Raw genomic sequence first — 15,586 nt, 5'->3', positions numbered from 1 at the left:
TATCCTTTCTTAAACTGGCGCACATTTTACTCATATGTTTACGCACAGAGAAATGCATTTCAGGATAATCCGCATATAGCTGGCGCGATTCACCTGTGCGCGAGCTTTTGAATGTTTGTTAGTATTGTTACAGGACCTTCGCGTTTTCGTTTGCGAAAGCTCTGGCTGTTACGGCGTCGGCTGTTTACTATCCGGAACTTGCTGTGAGCAGCAACCTGAAAACCACAGGCTACAATCGCTTTACTCCATCATGAAAAATGCAGGGAAAGTGTTATGAAAACGTTAGGTGAATTTATTGTCGAAAAGCAGCATGAGTTCTCGCATGCAACGGGTGAACTGACTGCTTTGCTGTCGGCGATAAAACTGGGCGCCAAGATCATTCATCGCGATATCAATAAGGCCGGTCTGGTCGATATCCTGGGTGCAAGCGGTGCTGAAAACGTGCAGGGCGAGCAGCAGCAAAAACTCGACCTGTTCGCGAACGAAAAACTGAAAGCCGCACTCCGCGCCCGCGATATCGTGGCTGGCATCGCCTCTGAAGAAGAAGATGAGATCGTCGTTTTCGAAGGCTGCGAGCACGCAAAATATGTGGTGCTGATGGATCCTCTGGATGGTTCCTCCAACATCGACGTTAACGTCTCCGTCGGGACAATTTTCTCCATCTATCGCCGCGTAACGCCAGTCGGCACGCCGGTCACCATGGAAGATTTCCTGCAACCGGGCAACAAACAAGTCGCCGCCGGTTATGTGGTTTACGGTTCGTCCACCATGCTGGTTTACACCACCGGCTGTGGCGTACACGCCTTCACTTACGATCCGTCACTTGGCGTGTTCTGCCTGTGTCAGGAGCGTATGCGCTTCCCGGATCGTGGCAACACGTACTCCATTAACGAAGGCAACTACATCAAATTCCCGCAGGGCGTGAAGAAATACCTGAAGTTCTGCCAGGAAGAAGATAAAGCGACCAACCGCCCTTACACCACGCGCTACATCGGCTCGCTGGTGGCGGATTTCCACCGTAACCTGCTGAAAGGCGGCATCTACCTCTACCCAAGCACCGCCAGCCACCCGGAAGGGAAACTGCGTCTGCTGTACGAATGCAACCCGATGGCGTTCCTCGCGGAACAAGCAGGCGGTAAAGCCAGCGACGGCAAAAACCGTATTCTGGATATCCAGCCGGAAAGCCTGCATCAGCGCCGTCCGTTCTTTGTCGGCAACGAGCATATGGTGGATGACGTAGAACGCTATATGCGTGAGTTCCCGGACGCGTAATCAGCCGGGCAAAACGAGAAAAGCGCCACGATTGTGGCGCTTTTTTTTAGCGTACGAAGGTGCGTTTGACGCGCTCGGACACCACAAAATAGGGGATCCAAATCGCCGCGCTTATTACGCTACGAACCAGTGAGCTTACGGTATCGTAGACATACGGCACATCAAACACCTGATGCGCCAGCCATACATCTACGCCATGAAAGGCAATCCATAACAGCAGAAAACCAATGTAAAAACGCGGAAGCAGCCGTTTCTTGCGAAAGAACAGGCTCCCGACGAAGACCGTGTAGGCGAACATTACCCCGTAGAATACCAGTTCGAAAACGAGCATCCCTTTTTGTCCACCAACGAGCACGCTGTAATGCTCCATCACCACTTTGAGCGTCGCGCTGAAAGAGACAATCACGCTGAGCAGCGACAGCACCAGCCCAATAGCAGGAACAAACAGCCAGCCGCGAATTTTTTTAAACTCGCGCGCCTCACACTCCGCGCAGAAATCACTCTCTTTCAGCGCTTCCTTATCGCATTGAATACAGATTCCCATGTCGTTGCCTTTCGTTATCCCTGCGTCTGTAAACGGAATGAAGCCATTGCCTGCAACAATTCGCGCGACTGCTCTTCCAGCGAACGGGTCGCCGCAGAAGATTGCTGTACCAGCGCCGCGTTTTGCTGCGCGGTTTCATCCATCTGGCTGACGGCGATATTCACCTGCTCAATACCGCGGCTCTGCTCCTGCGACGCATTGGCGATTTCGCGCATCAGTTTGGTCATGCGCAACACTTCTTCGGCGATTTCGTCCATCGTTTCGCCGGCCTGCATCGCCAGATCGCTGCCTTCAGAGACCTGCGCCTGCGAGCTGCTGATCAGCGCCCGGATCTCTTTCGCCGATTCGGCGCTGCGGCTGGCAAGGTTACGCACTTCACCGGCTACGACGGCAAAACCGCGCCCCTGCTCACCCGCGCGCGCCGCTTCAACGGCGGCGTTCAGCGCCAGAATATTAGTCTGGAAAGCAATGGCGTCAATCACGCTAAGAATGTCGGCGATGCGATCGGAACTGGCGGAGATATCGCGCATTTTTTCAATTACATAGCAGACCATTTCGCTGCCGCGATCGGCGGTATCGGAAACCGTCTTCGCCAGTTTGTGCGCCTGTTCGGCGTTGTCGGCGTTCAGTTTCACCGTGGCGGTGATCTGCTCCATGCTGGCCGCGGTTTGCTCCAGCGATGTGGCGGTCGATTCCGTACGCTGCGACAAATCGATGTTTCCCGCCGCCAGTTCACGGCTGCCGGTATCAATTTGCGAGCTGGCATCGCGCACGCGGGTGACCGAACCCACCAGCGACTGGCGCATCTCTTCAATGGCCGCATTCAGCCGGTTAAATTCTTTACTACTGACGTCGGTTTTCAGGTAGGTCAAATCCCCTGCCGCTACCTGTTCCAGTTGCTGAATAGACGTATCCAGCGGCTTGAGCAGTAAATGACGCAGCGCCAGCCAGGCCAGTACGATGATCCCGGCCACCAGTAACGCCACCACCAGAATCAGCAGCATAACGCCGTTTTTGCTGCTCTGAACGGCGCTCACTTCCGCTTTGCCGCGCACTTCGCCCCATTTCTGGAAGGCCTGCATATCGTTGTCGAACTGGCGGGAGATAGGGATAAGTTTGTTTTCCAGCAGATCGTAATAGGCATCGGCGCTCTGTTGGTTGAGCGCATCCTGCATCGGTTTAATGCCCTGATTGACGTAGTCGCCGTAGCTTTTCGCTAACGCCGCCAGCAGTGCAGCACCTTGTTCATCATCGACGCCCGCCTTAATCACACCAGCAAGCGATTGCTCACCGTGTTCAATTTCGCCATTGATCATCTTTACCGATTTGGCGGCATCGTCCAGCAAACCAACTTCCATCATGCGCACGGCCTGACCCGCTTCATTACGCGCACGCAGGATCAGCGTGTAGCCTTCGCTCAGGCGCGCCATCTTTTCGCCCTGAAGCTGGCTAATTCGCTCCAGCGATGAGGAACTTTTATTGAGTGCATAAACTCCGATGCCGCTAACCAGCAGCAGGAGAAACGTCATAACAGCCAGCAAAGAAAGTAAACCAGTACGGATCGAAAGCGTTTTAAGCATGATGTGAATCCCGGTAGCAGCGATACTTTTTGGCGTAAATTAAGCCGATTCGTCAGTTATCGACCGCCACCGGAATTACTTTAGGGAAAAATAGTCATTTCAATATGTTATTACTTTGTTGCCGTTGTGCTAACGCGTGTAACAGGTGAGCTTTGGCGGTTCTCCCACAGCACCGTTAAGCCACGTTGCAACGCGATAAAAATAAACAACAGGATGCCAATGGCAATCTTGGTCCACCATGAACTGAGCGTGCCGTCGAAGTTAATATAGGTCTGGATAAGTCCCTGAATACCCACGCCAAAAAGCGTACCTAACACTGTGCCGACGCCGCCGCTAAGCAACGTGCCGCCAATCACCACCGAGGCGATAGCATCCAGTTCAACCCCCACGCCCGCCAGCGCGTAACCGGCCTGGGTGTAAATGGAGAAGACAATCCCCGCCAGTGTCGCAAGACCAGTCGAGAGCATATAGATACGAATGGTGGTACTGCGCGTTGAGATACCCATCAGGTTCGCGGAAGTGGCATTGCCGCCAATCGCGTAGACTTCGTTGCCAAAGCGGGTGCGGTGTGCGAGGAAAATACCGATCACCACCACGAATAACATCAGCAGCCCCATCGCGCTCAAACGTCCGCCGCCGGGGATCATCCACGCCAGGCTGGAGAGCGAATCATAGACCGGGTGATTAATCGGAATCGACTCTTCCGACAGCAGGTAGCTGACGCCGCGCAGGAAAAACATCCCCGCGAGGGTGATGATAAACGCCGGGATTTTTAACGCGTCGATCATAAGCCCCATAAACGCGCCAAACGCAGTGCCCATCAGCAGAATCAGCGGGAACGCCAGCAGCGGCGAGATGCCCCAGTCGCCAATGGCTTTCGCCAGAAAAACCCCGGTAAAGGCAATCACCGAGCCGACGGACAAATCAATGCCGCCAGAGAGGATCACGAAGGTCATACCAACGGCAATAATCCCCAGGAAAGCGTTATCCGTCAGGATGTTGCAAATCACACGTGTCGACGCGAAACCGGGAAACTGCGTCAGGCAGTAGAGGTAGCCGAGCACAAACACGCCCAGCGTTATCATCAGCGGTAAATTACGTTTTATCATGACCGCGTACTCCTTTAATCAGCGCGATAAAGCGCGGCGACTGAACAATCAGCACGCACATCACCACCACCGCTTTCACCACCTGGTTGAGTTCCGGCTGGAAGCCGGAGAGCAAAATGCCGGTGTTCATACCCTGAATAATCAGCGCACCCACCACCGACAGCACAAGATTGAAGCGCCCGCCCATCAGCGACCCGCCGCCTATCACCACCGCCAGGATCGCGTCCAGCTCCAGCCATAGCCCGGCGTTGTTGGCATCCGCGCCGCGAATGTCCGCCGCGACAATCACCCCGGCTATCGCCGCGCACACGCCGCTCAGCACATAGGTCAGCATCACCACAACACGGGTATTCACACCGGCGTTTTTCGCTGCGCGAATGTTGATGCCCACCGCTTCAATGAACATGCCGAGCGCGGTTTTGCGCGTGAACAGCCAGAACAGCACCAGCGTAACCAGTGCGATAATCACCGGGGTGGGAAACAGCAGCAGCGAACCGCTGCCCAACCAGGCCAGCGACGGGGCGTTAAAGGTGACAATCTGCCCAGAGGTGATCAACTGCGCGACACCGCGCCCGGCGACCATCAAAATCAGCGTGGCGACAAACGGCTGGATCTTCAAAATCGCCACCAGAATGCCGTTCCATAAACCGGCCAGCACACCGGTGCCGATCGCCGCCAGCAGTACCACCGTCAGGCTGTGTCCGGCGACCGTTAACGACGCCGCCGTCGCGCCGGCAATCGCCATCACCGCCCCGACCGACAGATCAATACCGCCGGTGGCAATCACCAGCGTCATACCAATGGCCAGCAGCGCCACCGGCGCGGCACGGTTAAGAATGTCTATCGGGCTACCGAACAGGCGACCATCCTGTAACACCACCTGATAAAAATGCGGCGCGACCAGGCTATCCACCACCAACACCAGCAGCAGCGCTATCAACTGCGGCGTTCCGGTCGGCCAGTTAAAACGGCGCTTTGGCGGCGTCGTTTGGCCAAGTGATTGAGGCATCACACTCTACTCCTTACGCCGCAATGGCATTCATGATCGCCGGAACGGACAACTCAGCGAGCGGGATCTCCGCCACCTGTTTACGATCGCGCATGATAATCACCCGATCCGCATAGCCGACCAGCTCTTCCAGTTCGGACGAAATAACCAGCAGTGCGAGACCATCGGCACAGAGGGTTTCGATCAGGCGAATGATCTCCGCATGCGCCCCCACATCGATACCGCGCGTTGGCTCATCGAGGATCAGGAATTGCGGGCGCGTCAGCAGCCAGCGTGAAAGCAGCACTTTCTGCTGGTTGCCGCCGGAAAGAAATTCAATCGGCTGCTCGGCGCTCGGTGTGCGAATGCCAAGCTGGCGAATGAAACGCTCGGCAATCGCATTCTGCTCTTTGCGCGGGATCGGCCGCAGCCAGCCGCGCTGCGCCTGCAACGCCAGCACAATGTTTTCCCGCACCGATGCGGCGGCGATAATGCCGTCGGTTTTACGGTCTTCCGGGCAAAAACCGATGCCCAGACACGAAGCCTGGTGTGGCGAACGTAAAGATTGCGACTTGCCTTTGATGGTCGCGCTGCCGCTGTCGGCGGGTTTAATGCCAAAAATCACTTCAGCGGTTTCGGTACGACCCGAGCCTAACAACCCGGCCAGACCGACAATCTCACCGGGGCGCACTTCCAGATCGAACGGCGCAATCACCCCTTTCTTGCCGTAACCATTGAACGCCGCCACCGGTTTTTCACTCAGTAGCGTGCGCCCGGCACGTTGCAGGGCGTTGCTTTCCAGCTCACGGCCCAGCATCATTTTGACCAGTTCGATTTGCGGCAACTCACTGGTCGGTTTGCAACCGACAAAACCGCCGTTACGCAGCACGGTGATGCGGTCGCTGACTTCATACACCTGATCGAGAAAGTGGGTAACGAAGATCAAGCTGACGCCCTGATCGCGCAACTGGCGCATCAGGGTAAACAGCATCTCCACTTCCTGGGTATCGAGGCTGGCGGTGGGTTCATCAAGGATCAGCACCTTGGCGGAGAGATCGATAGCGCGGCAGATGGCCACAATCTGCTGCATCGCCACCGAATAGCGGTTAAGTGGCTCGCGCACATCCAGTGAAAAGCCGTAGGATTCCATCAGTTCAGTCGCGCGCTTTTCCATCTCTTTACGACGCAATAAACCAAAACGCCGGGGTTCGCGACCAATGAATAAATTATCCGCCACCGACATATTCGGTAGCAGGTTGACTTCCTGGTACACCGTCCCGATGCCAAGCTGCTGGGCGTGGGCGGTATTTTTCGGGTTGATTTGCTGGCCTTCCAGCCAGATAGCCCCTTTATCGGCGTGGTAAACGCCGGTTAACGCTTTAATCAGCGTCGATTTTCCTGCACCGTTCTCCCCAAGCAGGGCCATGATTTCGCCGCGGCGCAAGCTGAAATCCACGTTATCGAGCGCTTTTACGCCGGGAAAAAATTTACTTAAGCCTTCAGTACGCAGGATTTCCTGGTGTGCTTCCGCGTTCATTGTTGACCCCTTACACATTTACCCTCTCCCCGCCGGGGAGAGGGTTTTTGCGACTCAGTAACCCATGTTTTTCTTTTTCTCTAACTCCTCTTTCGCCGTATCCGGCAGATAGAGCGTCGATTTGGTAATGGTCAACTTCGCCGGCATAGTGCCGTCTTTTTTGTATTTCTCCAGCGCGTCGAACGCCGGGCCTGCCATATTTGGCGTCAGCTCAACGCTGGCATTCGCTTCGCCGTCGATCATCGCTTTGTAGATATCCGGCACACCGTCAATAGAACCGGTAAGAATGTCTTTACCCGGTTTCAGACCCGCTTCTTTGATGGCCTGAATAGCGCCGATCGCCATGTCATCGTTGTGGGCGTAAACCATGCAGATGTTTTTGCCGTTGTTTTCCGCCTTGATAAAGCTCTCCATCACCTCTTTACCTTTACTGCGGGTAAAGTCGCCAGACTGAGAACGGATGATTTTGATGTTAGAGGCTTTCGAAATGGCTTCGGCAAACCCTTTCTTACGATCGATCGCCACGCTCGCACCCACGGTGCCTTGCAGCTCAACGACGTTACACGGTTTGCCATCGACCGTTTTCACCAGCCAGTCACCAATCAGCTTGCCTTCAAGAATGTTGTCGGCGGTCACCGTGGTCATGTAGAGCGATTTGTCTTTGACATCGATGGAGCGGTCGAGCAAGAACACCGGGATTTTGGCGTCTTTGGCTTCTTTCAATACCGGCTCCCAGCCTGTTGCCACCACCGGCGCAATAAAGATGGCGTCAACGCCCTGGGCGATGAACGAACGTACCGCTTTGATTTGGTTTTCCTGCTTCTGCTGAGCGTCAGCAATCTTCAGCGTAATGCCGCGCTTGCTGGCTTCGCTTTTGGCGACGTTGGTTTCAGCGGCTCGCCAGCCGGATTCAGACCCGACCTGCGAAAATCCTACGGTTAACGGGGCGGCCATTGCCATAGACGACATGGCTGCCGAAACTGCTGTGACAAGAAGTAAGCGCTTCCACATAAGAGCATCCTCGAGGGTTATTGTTGGCTACAACTTCACCTGCGGGAAAACTATAGACAATCGAGGATGTAACAGAATGCGTTACATCACAAATCGGAAAAGTGAATGAATTGTTGATAACCAGTTGCGATCTGGCGCGCGAAAAGCGCGGTTTTAATTCACCTCATTTATCCATTGAAATTGCAGAAATTTACTGCGTACGGATTAGAACGAAATTTCGCTGTAATCGGTTACACAAAATTATTGATGATGCTGCTATGGTTATGGATAAAACGGTCATAAATGGCGTGTCAGAAAGCGTCTGAAAAAGTGTGAGTAAGTTAAAACAGCCCAAGACATTCACCGCCAGTTGGCTATAATACCCGGCACTTGTTTGCCACACATTTTAAAGGAAACAAACATGAGCTTACTGAACGTCCCGGCGGGTAAAGATCTGCCAGAAGATATCTACGTTGTTATCGAAATTCCGGCTAACGCTGACCCGATCAAATACGAAGTCGACAAAGAGAGCGGCGCGCTGTTCGTTGACCGTTTCATGTCCACCGCGATGTTCTATCCGTGCAACTACGGTTATATCAACCACACCCTTTCGCTGGATGGTGACCCGGTAGACGTACTGGTGCCGACGCCGTACCCGCTGCAGCCTGGTTCTGTGATCCGCTGCCGTCCGGTTGGCGTGCTGAAAATGACCGACGAATCCGGTGAAGATGCCAAACTGGTTGCCGTACCGCACACCAAACTGAGCAAAGAGTACGATCACATTAAAGATGTGAACGACCTGCCGGAACTGCTGAAAGCGCAGATCACCCACTTCTTCGAGCACTACAAAGATCTCGAAAAAGGCAAATGGGTGAAAGTGGACGGCTGGGACAACGCTGAAGCGGCGAAAGCTGAAATCGTTGCCTCTTTCGAGCGCGCAGCGAAGAAGTAATCCGTTTTAGTGAAAAAAGCCCCGGTGCGCGTAATGCGACCGGGGCTTTTTTTCGTCCAGGCTTTGTGAGCTGCCGGTTTAATGACTCTGCCTGAGCCAGGCAGAGATCGGATTAAGCGGAACGCGCGTTGGCCACCTTACGCTGGCCGGGTTTTATGCCGCCAGGCAGAGAACGCCAGCACAATAACCGTGCTCAGCACCCGCTCCGGGTGGAAATAGTCATGAGTGATATTCACGCTCACACCTGGCGGTATTTGCGGTGCCAGCAGAAATTTATGCCCGGCGACAAACAGGCTAAACAGCGCCACGTTACCCAGCGCAGCCCCCAGGCTTCTTACCACAATCCGCTGCGCGGAAAAACGCTGCCGGGCATTTTGTCGTAGCATCAAAAGCAGTATCAGCAAGCCAGAAAAAGCGAACAGCAGACCGTTAATCAGCGTCGCCAGCATAGCGGCGGAAACGGAGGTCATTACCAGCCCGGCACGCCCCCAGAAAAAGTGGAGGAAAGGGTAATAAGTGAGGTAGCCAAAACTAAAGAGACCCGCCAGCAGCAGCGCTGCGGCAACTACCCAGGCTGTCTTACGTAACATGTTTCTCGTCCTTACTCGGCTGAAAAGAAAAACCGCGCCAACGGCGCGGTTCTCTAAGTGTGATTACTTCTGGTACTGCTCGCGGTCGAGCCAGTTACCGCTCTCGATCAAGGTTTTTCCCTCAACCGAACGCTGGTAAACATACATCCAGGCGCTGCCATAAGGCGTCTGGATCAACTGGCGTTTGTATTCACCGCCCGCGGTGCGCAGAGCGTCCAGCTCACCGAGCGTTGCTGCGTCGATACGATAAACTTCGCCCTTGACGCTTCCTTCACCGGCTACTGCGCCCGGATAGTGCCCCAGACTATACAGCTGATGATTTTCGACACAAAAGTCCCCCAGCCACTGAGCATTGGTCATCCAGTGGCTGTTGCCCTGCTTGCGTCGTAAACTGCCGTAGACAAATATTCGCATTGCTAAAACTCAAACTGATAGAGCAAATCTAGTGCCTGATCTACGCCAGACACCGCTTCAAGATACAGCTTAGGCATCAGGCGATAACGTAACGTGAGAGTCGCCAGTGAGTCAAAAATTCCTACACCATATTTTACTTGTAGACCCGGTAGCACATAGCCGCTGACCACCACCTGCGAGGAGTCGCCGACGCCCTGGGTGTCCAGCGCCAGATTGCTGACGCCAAAAGTCTCGCCGATTTTACCCACAACCTGCCCACTTTGTGCAACCCCTAAGCCGATCAGCATCGATGTCATCGCCGCACTGTCGCTCTGTTCGCTCTCCAGCCCCTGACCACGTAGCAGGTACGAGAGCGCTTCTTGTTGCGACATCGCCGGATCGGAGAAAATCTCCGCTTTCGGCTCATCGGCGGTGCCGGTGACGCGAACCCCGGCAATCACATCGTTTTCTGTTGATTCCGGGTTACGAATCGCTTCGATATTCAGCATCGGCTGATCCGGCGGCCCGGAGAACAGCAGCTCGCCTTTGCGCACCAGCAAATCCTGGCCGTAAGCATGGAAACGCCCTTCCGGAATGTTGATCTGCCCGTTCAGGCCCAGCCCCTGCTTATCCTGTGCGACTTTCAGATCGCCCGTCAGCCGCGCTTTCAGGCCGAATGCATTGAGCCGCACGTTGTTGCCGACATGCACCGTCAGGTTGCTGTTGATCGGAATCGACGCGCTTTTTGGCTGCTCAGGCTGCAAGTCGTTATTCAGCATCACTTCATCACTGGAGACGCCCACCGCGCTTTCCGGTAAGTCATGCACCACAATGCGCGCCCACGGCACATCCACATTGCCATCCAGCGTAAACAGGCTTGGCGTCGCCTCAAATACCACATCCGGCGAGACATCCAGGCGCACCATCGGCGGCACGGTAATGCGCACTTTGCTGCCTTTCGCTGCCACGCGCGCGCGCCAGTTATCGATTTGGCTCCAGTCGGCGTCGCCGCTCAGATTGATCTGCCCCTGCCCGGTACGCACCACGCCCTGCAAGGTCGAACTCATGCCGTTGAAATTCATCGCCAGCTGGCTGGGCTGCATATCAAACGGCATAAAGTTGCCGTCAATGTCCAGCCCGTTCAGCCCCAGTTGCCCGAACAGCTGCGGGCTTTGCACGTTGCCGCCAAGACGTAAACTGGCATTCAACGTGCCTGCCGCTTTCTCGCCCCGGCTGAAAATGGCGTTCGCCATCGCCAGCGAGAAGTTGCGAATATTCACGTTGCCGCCCAGATTACGCCGCCCTTGCGGATCGGTTACCTGCACCTGGCCATCGAACTGGCCGTTATTGGTCAGGCGGATCAACCAGCCGAGATCGGCCCGGTTATCGCGCAGTTTTGCGTTGAGATTAAGGGTGTCAAACGCGAGCGGCAGCGGCGCGTCGTTTACCACCTGCGTCACTTTCACACCGCGCCCGGCGAGCGTCACTTCACCTTGTGGCAGCCCCGCTTTGGTGGTGTCCCAGCTGACATCCGCTTTACCGCTGAACACGCCGCTTGCTTGCGTGGTTTCCGGCATAAAGGGTTTCAGCATCGCAAGGTCGAAGCGGTTCAGGTTCACGACCGCGCGCCCTTCTGCGCCTGCGTCGATGGTTTGCGGAATGCAGAGTTCGGCGTTCGGGTTCAGCCAGCAGTGCGGGCCGATAGCGATTTTCTGCTCCTGATTGCGGTAATCCAGCGTTACCGGGCGGTTAATCGACCACGGGCCAACCGGCGTGGCAAAGCGCGTATCGCTCAGTGTCCCTTTCCAGCGCTGCTGCTGGCGGTCAAAGCTGCCCGCCAGATTAAGCTGGCCGGAAACCGGCTCGCCCTGCACGCGCAACTGGAGTTTATGCTGTTGCTCATTGCCGTCCGCCGCCAGTGTCACCAGGCTCAGGTTCACGCCTGGCTGGGCAATGCGTTCCACGCGCACGTTCAGTTTGCCACCAATCTGGTCGCTGGATTTGACATCGCCTTCGACGCGCACGCGAGCTACTGAAAGATCCTGCCAGCGCAGGTTATTGGCGGTAATATCCGCCAGCGCCTGCGGCGCATCCACCGTACCGCGAATTTTCACCAGCCCTTTCGCCGTGCCGCCCAGACCTGGCAGCGCGTTATTCAACCCCGGCGCATCAATCGTGGCATCAAGGTTGAGATCTTTAACCCCCAGTTCGCCTTTAATATCGGCGCTGTTTTTCCCCAGTTCCAGGTGCAGGCCGGGGATCGTCCACTGCAAATAGCTGTTGCCTTTTAGCTGCCCGTCAACGTTGACCTTGTTCTGCTTCACGTTGCCGCTCAGTTTCAGCTCCGGCACCTCCATTTGCCAGCTGCCGCCATACAGGCTGCCGCGCGTTTTGATCAGGCCATTCAGTTTCGATGGCCACTCCGGGAAGGCTTTTGCGGTATCGATATCTTTCAGCGTTAATTCACCGCGCCAGCTAATCGCTTGCTGCCAGTCGAGCAGCGCTTTTAACTCGGTTTTGCCTTCCAGCGCCGCAATAACCAGTTTATCGAGGTTCAGTTGCTGTTCGTTGCCCTTACCATCAAGCGTAATGGTCGCAGGCGGTAGATCCTGGCCTTTCACCGCCGTGCGAAACGACAAAACATAGTCGGTTATTTTGCCGGTAAGCTTCAGGTTCAGGTCATCAGCCTGGTACTGTTTTTCCCCGCTAAACGGCCAGTAAAGCTGCTTGCTGGTTATCTGCAGATCCAGCGGCAAACCAGCTTCGGCCAGTTGCGTTTGCGCCCGCAGATCCATGTCGACCGGCCCGGAGAGATTGACGCCAACGTCGAGTTGCTTACGCATTTCGCCGCCGACTTTCAGTTTCACTTTCTCGCCTTTCAGCGGATCGATATTCAGCGTGGTATTGAGCGTAATATCCACCGGCCAGGTATCGCGCAACTGGGCACTACCGGTGGCGCGCACCTGCCCCTGGTTGGAATCCACATCCAGCGCGTCGAGCTTCATCTGCCCGTCGATACTGCTTACTTTCAGCAACAGGCTGCGCACCAGAATGTCGGTATCGCCGGTAAGACGCAGTTGTTCGCCGCGAAACTCTTCAATGTTGAGATTGAGCGGCAGATGAACATCGGTCATTTCCGGCAGCAGCGGCTTTTCAAACAGCGCTTTTAGGGTTTCGCCGAGCGGTTTTTCCTGCGGCTGCGGGTTCTGGATTTTCGGTTCAACGACCTCTTTTTGCGCCACATCGGCCACTTTCGGCAGCGCAATCAGCAGCCCTTGTAGCGACGTCGGTTTCAGCGTCAGGTTTTTCTCCTGCCAGTTCAGACCGGTGCTGAAATCCATCACCGAAACGGTGGTGTCGTCGATTTTAATATTGACATTGTTGAGCGCCACCCGGCTTAGCGTTATCGGGTATGGCGTGGAGAGGTTCAGCGGCCCGCTCTCTTCCTCTTTTACCGGTGCGGCGGGCGGCATTTTTTTGCTGTCGATAACGACATTGATATCTTTCAGTGACAGATCGTTCACGCACAGGCTGCTGTCGCGCAGGCAGCCGAGCTTCACCGCCAGGTGCACTTCGCCCGCGTTCACCGCCACGCCCGGCTGGGTAAAACGGATATTTTTTAACGTCAGATCGCGCCAGCCGCCGGTCACCTGGCTAATTTCCAGCCCCGGCACCCAGCGGTTGGCCGCGTTAAATAACAGATGCAGCCCGCTGGTAGTGCCCACCAGAAAGACCACGGTGCCCAGCACCAGCAGGATAAACACCAGGACGCCGAGGCTGATTTTCTTCCATAAATTCATAATTCCGGCCCCAACCCGATGTAAAACTGTAATCCGTGTTCTTCTTTATCACCGACCGGTACGGCGAAATCGAGCTTGATAGGCCCGACCGGCGACTCCCAGCGCACGCCAACACCCGCGCCGGTTTTCACATTACTGCGGCGGATATCGCTCACCGCTTCGCCGCTATCGACAAACGCCGCCCCCCACCATTTGCCGGTGACGTTGTACTGATACTCCAGTGAACCGGTCGCCAGTTTGGAGGCACCAATCAGCTTGCCGTCATCATTTTTAGGCGCGATAGATTTGTATTTGTAGCCGCGAATACTGCGATCGCCCCCGGCGAAGAAGCGCAGATCCGGCGGCACACGCTCAAAGTCCCCGGTTTCGATCCAGCCCAGATTGCCGCGCATGACAAAGCGGTGGCGATCGTAAAGCGTGCGGATCCAGACGTTTTGCGCCTGTAATACCAGGAAGTCGACATCCGATCCCCAGGCGGTATTCGAGTAATCCACCGAGTAGCGCTGCGAATCCCCCCAGGTTGGCATCAGGCCGCCGCGCGAGCGGGTACGGCTGATCATCACGCCAGGGTAAAGCAGCATGGTGGTGTTGGTCACGTTCGCCTGGGTAAAGTGATCGAGGCTCCAGCGCAGGTTAATAGCGCGCTGCCAGCCGCTGGAGAGATCCCAGTAGCGCGACAGCGCGAGCGTGGTGGAATCCGCTTCGGTATCGTTCAGATCGGTACGCTTAAAGCCGCCCTGCACCAGGTAATATTGTTCAAGCGGGTTTTTCAGCAGCGGCATCTTGTAGCTGAAATCAAGCTGCTGTTCCGGCGCGGAGATGCTGGTGCTGGTGGTCAGGCTGTGGCCGTAGGAGTTCATCCACGGCTTTTTCCATGTTGCTTTGACGCGCGGCCCGACGTCGGTCGAGTAACCCACCCCGGTTTCAATGGTGTTTTCCGTGCGCGGCGATACCACGCCTTTAAGCGGCAACACTTTGGTTTTACGCGCTTTATCAAACTCTGGTGCGACCACCACCGAATTAAACCAGCCGGTGGCGGACAGGCGGCGGTTTAGCTCTGCCAGATCCTGCGTCTGGTAATAATCGCCTTTGTGGAAAGGCACCAGGTTTTGCAGATATTCGTCGCGGATTTGCGAGCCTTCAAACGTCACCGTACCAAAACGGTAACGCTGGCCGCTGTCGTAATCGATATCCCAGAACGCCTGGCGGCGCTCAAGGGCAATACCAAGCTGGCTTTTAAGAAACTGACTGTCGAAGTAGCCTTTACGCAGCGCCACGCTGGTGAGCGATTTTTTGAAATTATCGTAATCGTTATGGTGCAGCACCGTGCCGATAGCGGGGCGTTTTTTGAGTAAGTCGAGATAATCGCGGTCCGTACGCGCGCCGCCGCGCAGGATCACGCTATTGCCGCCAATGCGCACCGGTTCACCGGCCTGCACGCGCGCAATCAGCACCTGACGCCCTTTCGCCGGTGGCGGGCGCAGTTCAAAATCGATGGTGGGTTCGTAGTAACCTAAGGCTTTTAACCCTTCGCGGATGGCGTCATCCACGCGCGCCTGAAAACGGCGGTCCGGGGTCACTTCATCACTTTCAATGGTGGACAACTGGGCGCGCACGTTTTTTTGCAGCTCCCCGGTTAGCCCCTCCAGCTGCAATCGCACATTGGCGGCGAAAGCCGTTTCGCTCACCAGCAGTAAAGCGGCAAAACATAACAGACGGATCTTTGGCACGTTCTCTCCTGAATATCCTTGTTCCCACCCCTGGAAGGAAACGTAAGCGCAGCTCCGCGCTGAGCCAGGTTTTGCCTTACGACAGAACACAAGCCGATAAA

The 15,586-nt window shown here is 55.6% G+C and carries 12 protein-coding genes; 2 read left to right on the top strand and 10 right to left on the bottom strand.

Annotated elements, in window-relative coordinates:
• Nucleotides 1–273: 273 nt before the first annotated feature.
• On the top strand, nucleotides 274–1,272 hold the full coding sequence (gene fbp, locus O3S68_RS21185; protein ID WP_020456280.1) for a class 1 fructose-bisphosphatase: 999 nt from the start codon (nucleotides 274–276) through the stop codon (nucleotides 1,270–1,272).
• Between the two features lie 46 nt (nucleotides 1,273–1,318).
• Here the strand turns inward: fbp and O3S68_RS21180 are convergent, their stop codons facing one another.
• The 6 genes from O3S68_RS21180 to ytfQ form a co-directional block, all read right to left on the bottom strand.
• On the bottom strand, nucleotides 1,319–1,816 hold the full coding sequence (locus tag O3S68_RS21180) for a DUF2569 domain-containing protein (RefSeq protein WP_045514230.1): 498 nt from the start codon (nucleotides 1,814–1,816) through the stop codon (nucleotides 1,319–1,321).
• A 14-nt stretch (nucleotides 1,817–1,830) separates the two neighbouring features.
• Nucleotides 1,831–3,396: a methyl-accepting chemotaxis protein gene (locus tag O3S68_RS21175; protein ID WP_045514228.1), complete on the bottom strand. Its 1,566-nt coding sequence runs from the start codon at nucleotides 3,394–3,396 to the stop codon at nucleotides 1,831–1,833.
• Nucleotides 3,397–3,506: 110 nt separating this feature from the next.
• Nucleotides 3,507–4,505, bottom strand: coding sequence for a galactofuranose ABC transporter, permease protein YjfF (yjfF, locus tag O3S68_RS21170; protein WP_045514226.1), 999 nt, complete (start codon nucleotides 4,503–4,505; stop codon nucleotides 3,507–3,509).
• Nucleotides 4,492–5,517 (bottom strand): galactofuranose ABC transporter, ATP-binding protein YtfT, encoded by a 1,026-nt coding sequence (ytfT, locus tag O3S68_RS21165; RefSeq protein ID WP_161796292.1) that lies wholly within the window; start codon nucleotides 5,515–5,517, stop codon nucleotides 4,492–4,494. Before ytfT ends, yjfF begins: the two co-directional genes overlap by 14 nt.
• Nucleotides 5,518–5,527: 10 nt before the next feature.
• The gene (ytfR, locus tag O3S68_RS21160; RefSeq protein ID WP_020456275.1) at nucleotides 5,528–7,030 is read right to left on the bottom strand and encodes a galactofuranose ABC transporter, ATP-binding protein YtfR; all 1,503 of its coding nucleotides are present in this window, start codon (nucleotides 7,028–7,030) and stop codon (nucleotides 5,528–5,530) included.
• A 54-nt stretch (nucleotides 7,031–7,084) separates the two neighbouring features.
• Nucleotides 7,085–8,041, bottom strand: coding sequence for a galactofuranose ABC transporter substrate-binding protein YtfQ (gene ytfQ, locus O3S68_RS21155; protein ID WP_269232400.1), 957 nt, complete (start codon nucleotides 8,039–8,041; stop codon nucleotides 7,085–7,087).
• Between the two features lie 400 nt (nucleotides 8,042–8,441).
• Between ytfQ and ppa the strand changes: the two genes are divergently transcribed.
• A complete protein-coding gene (ppa, locus tag O3S68_RS21150; RefSeq protein ID WP_020456272.1) occupies nucleotides 8,442–8,972 on the top strand; it encodes an inorganic diphosphatase in 531 nt (176 codons plus the stop codon).
• A 137-nt stretch (nucleotides 8,973–9,109) separates the two neighbouring features.
• Here ppa and O3S68_RS21145 read toward each other — a convergent pair whose 3' ends face one another.
• From O3S68_RS21145 to tamA, 4 genes are all read right to left on the bottom strand, one after another.
• Nucleotides 9,110–9,562, bottom strand: coding sequence for a hypothetical protein (locus tag O3S68_RS21145; RefSeq protein WP_020456271.1), 453 nt, complete (start codon nucleotides 9,560–9,562; stop codon nucleotides 9,110–9,112).
• 63 nt (nucleotides 9,563–9,625) lie between these two features.
• Nucleotides 9,626–9,976, bottom strand: coding sequence for a gamma-glutamylcyclotransferase family protein (locus tag O3S68_RS21140; protein ID WP_020456270.1), 351 nt, complete (start codon nucleotides 9,974–9,976; stop codon nucleotides 9,626–9,628).
• 2 nt (nucleotides 9,977–9,978) lie between these two features.
• On the bottom strand, nucleotides 9,979–13,755 hold the full coding sequence (tamB, locus tag O3S68_RS21135; protein WP_269232399.1) for an autotransporter assembly complex protein TamB: 3,777 nt from the start codon (nucleotides 13,753–13,755) through the stop codon (nucleotides 9,979–9,981).
• Complete coding sequence (tamA, locus tag O3S68_RS21130) at nucleotides 13,752–15,485, bottom strand: autotransporter assembly complex protein TamA (RefSeq protein ID WP_045513686.1); 1,734 nt, start codon at nucleotides 15,483–15,485, stop codon at nucleotides 13,752–13,754. Before tamA ends, tamB begins: the two co-directional genes overlap by 4 nt.
• Nucleotides 15,486–15,586: the final 101 nt, after the last annotated feature.

Source organism: Kosakonia sp. SOY2 (assembly GCF_027109175.1).
GTDB lineage: Bacteria > Pseudomonadota > Gammaproteobacteria > Enterobacterales > Enterobacteriaceae > Kosakonia.
Note: the sequence above shows the minus strand (reverse complement) of the source record. Positions and strands in the feature narration are given on the sequence as shown.

Excerpts from the sequence above, each read along its gene's own strand:
- tamB (WP_269232399.1), bottom strand. The coding sequence starts at position 13,755 with ATGAATTTATGGAAGAAAATCAGCCTCGGCGTCCTGGTGTTTATCCTG.
- ppa (WP_020456272.1), top strand. The coding sequence starts at position 8,442 with ATGAGCTTACTGAACGTCCCGGCGGGTAAAGATCTGCCAGAAGATATC.
- O3S68_RS21180 (WP_045514230.1), bottom strand. The coding sequence starts at position 1,816 with ATGGGAATCTGTATTCAATGCGATAAGGAAGCGCTGAAAGAGAGTGAT.
- O3S68_RS21145 (WP_020456271.1), bottom strand. The coding sequence starts at position 9,562 with ATGTTACGTAAGACAGCCTGGGTAGTTGCCGCAGCGCTGCTGCTGGCG.
- yjfF (WP_045514226.1), bottom strand. The coding sequence starts at position 4,505 with ATGATAAAACGTAATTTACCGCTGATGATAACGCTGGGCGTGTTTGTG.
- O3S68_RS21140 (WP_020456270.1), bottom strand. The coding sequence starts at position 9,976 with ATGCGAATATTTGTCTACGGCAGTTTACGACGCAAGCAGGGCAACAGC.
- O3S68_RS21175 (WP_045514228.1), bottom strand. The coding sequence starts at position 3,396 with ATGCTTAAAACGCTTTCGATCCGTACTGGTTTACTTTCTTTGCTGGCT.
- ytfQ (WP_269232400.1), bottom strand. The coding sequence starts at position 8,041 with ATGTGGAAGCGCTTACTTCTTGTCACAGCAGTTTCGGCAGCCATGTCG.
- ytfR (WP_020456275.1), bottom strand. The coding sequence starts at position 7,030 with ATGAACGCGGAAGCACACCAGGAAATCCTGCGTACTGAAGGCTTAAGT.
- fbp (WP_020456280.1), top strand. The coding sequence starts at position 274 with ATGAAAACGTTAGGTGAATTTATTGTCGAAAAGCAGCATGAGTTCTCG.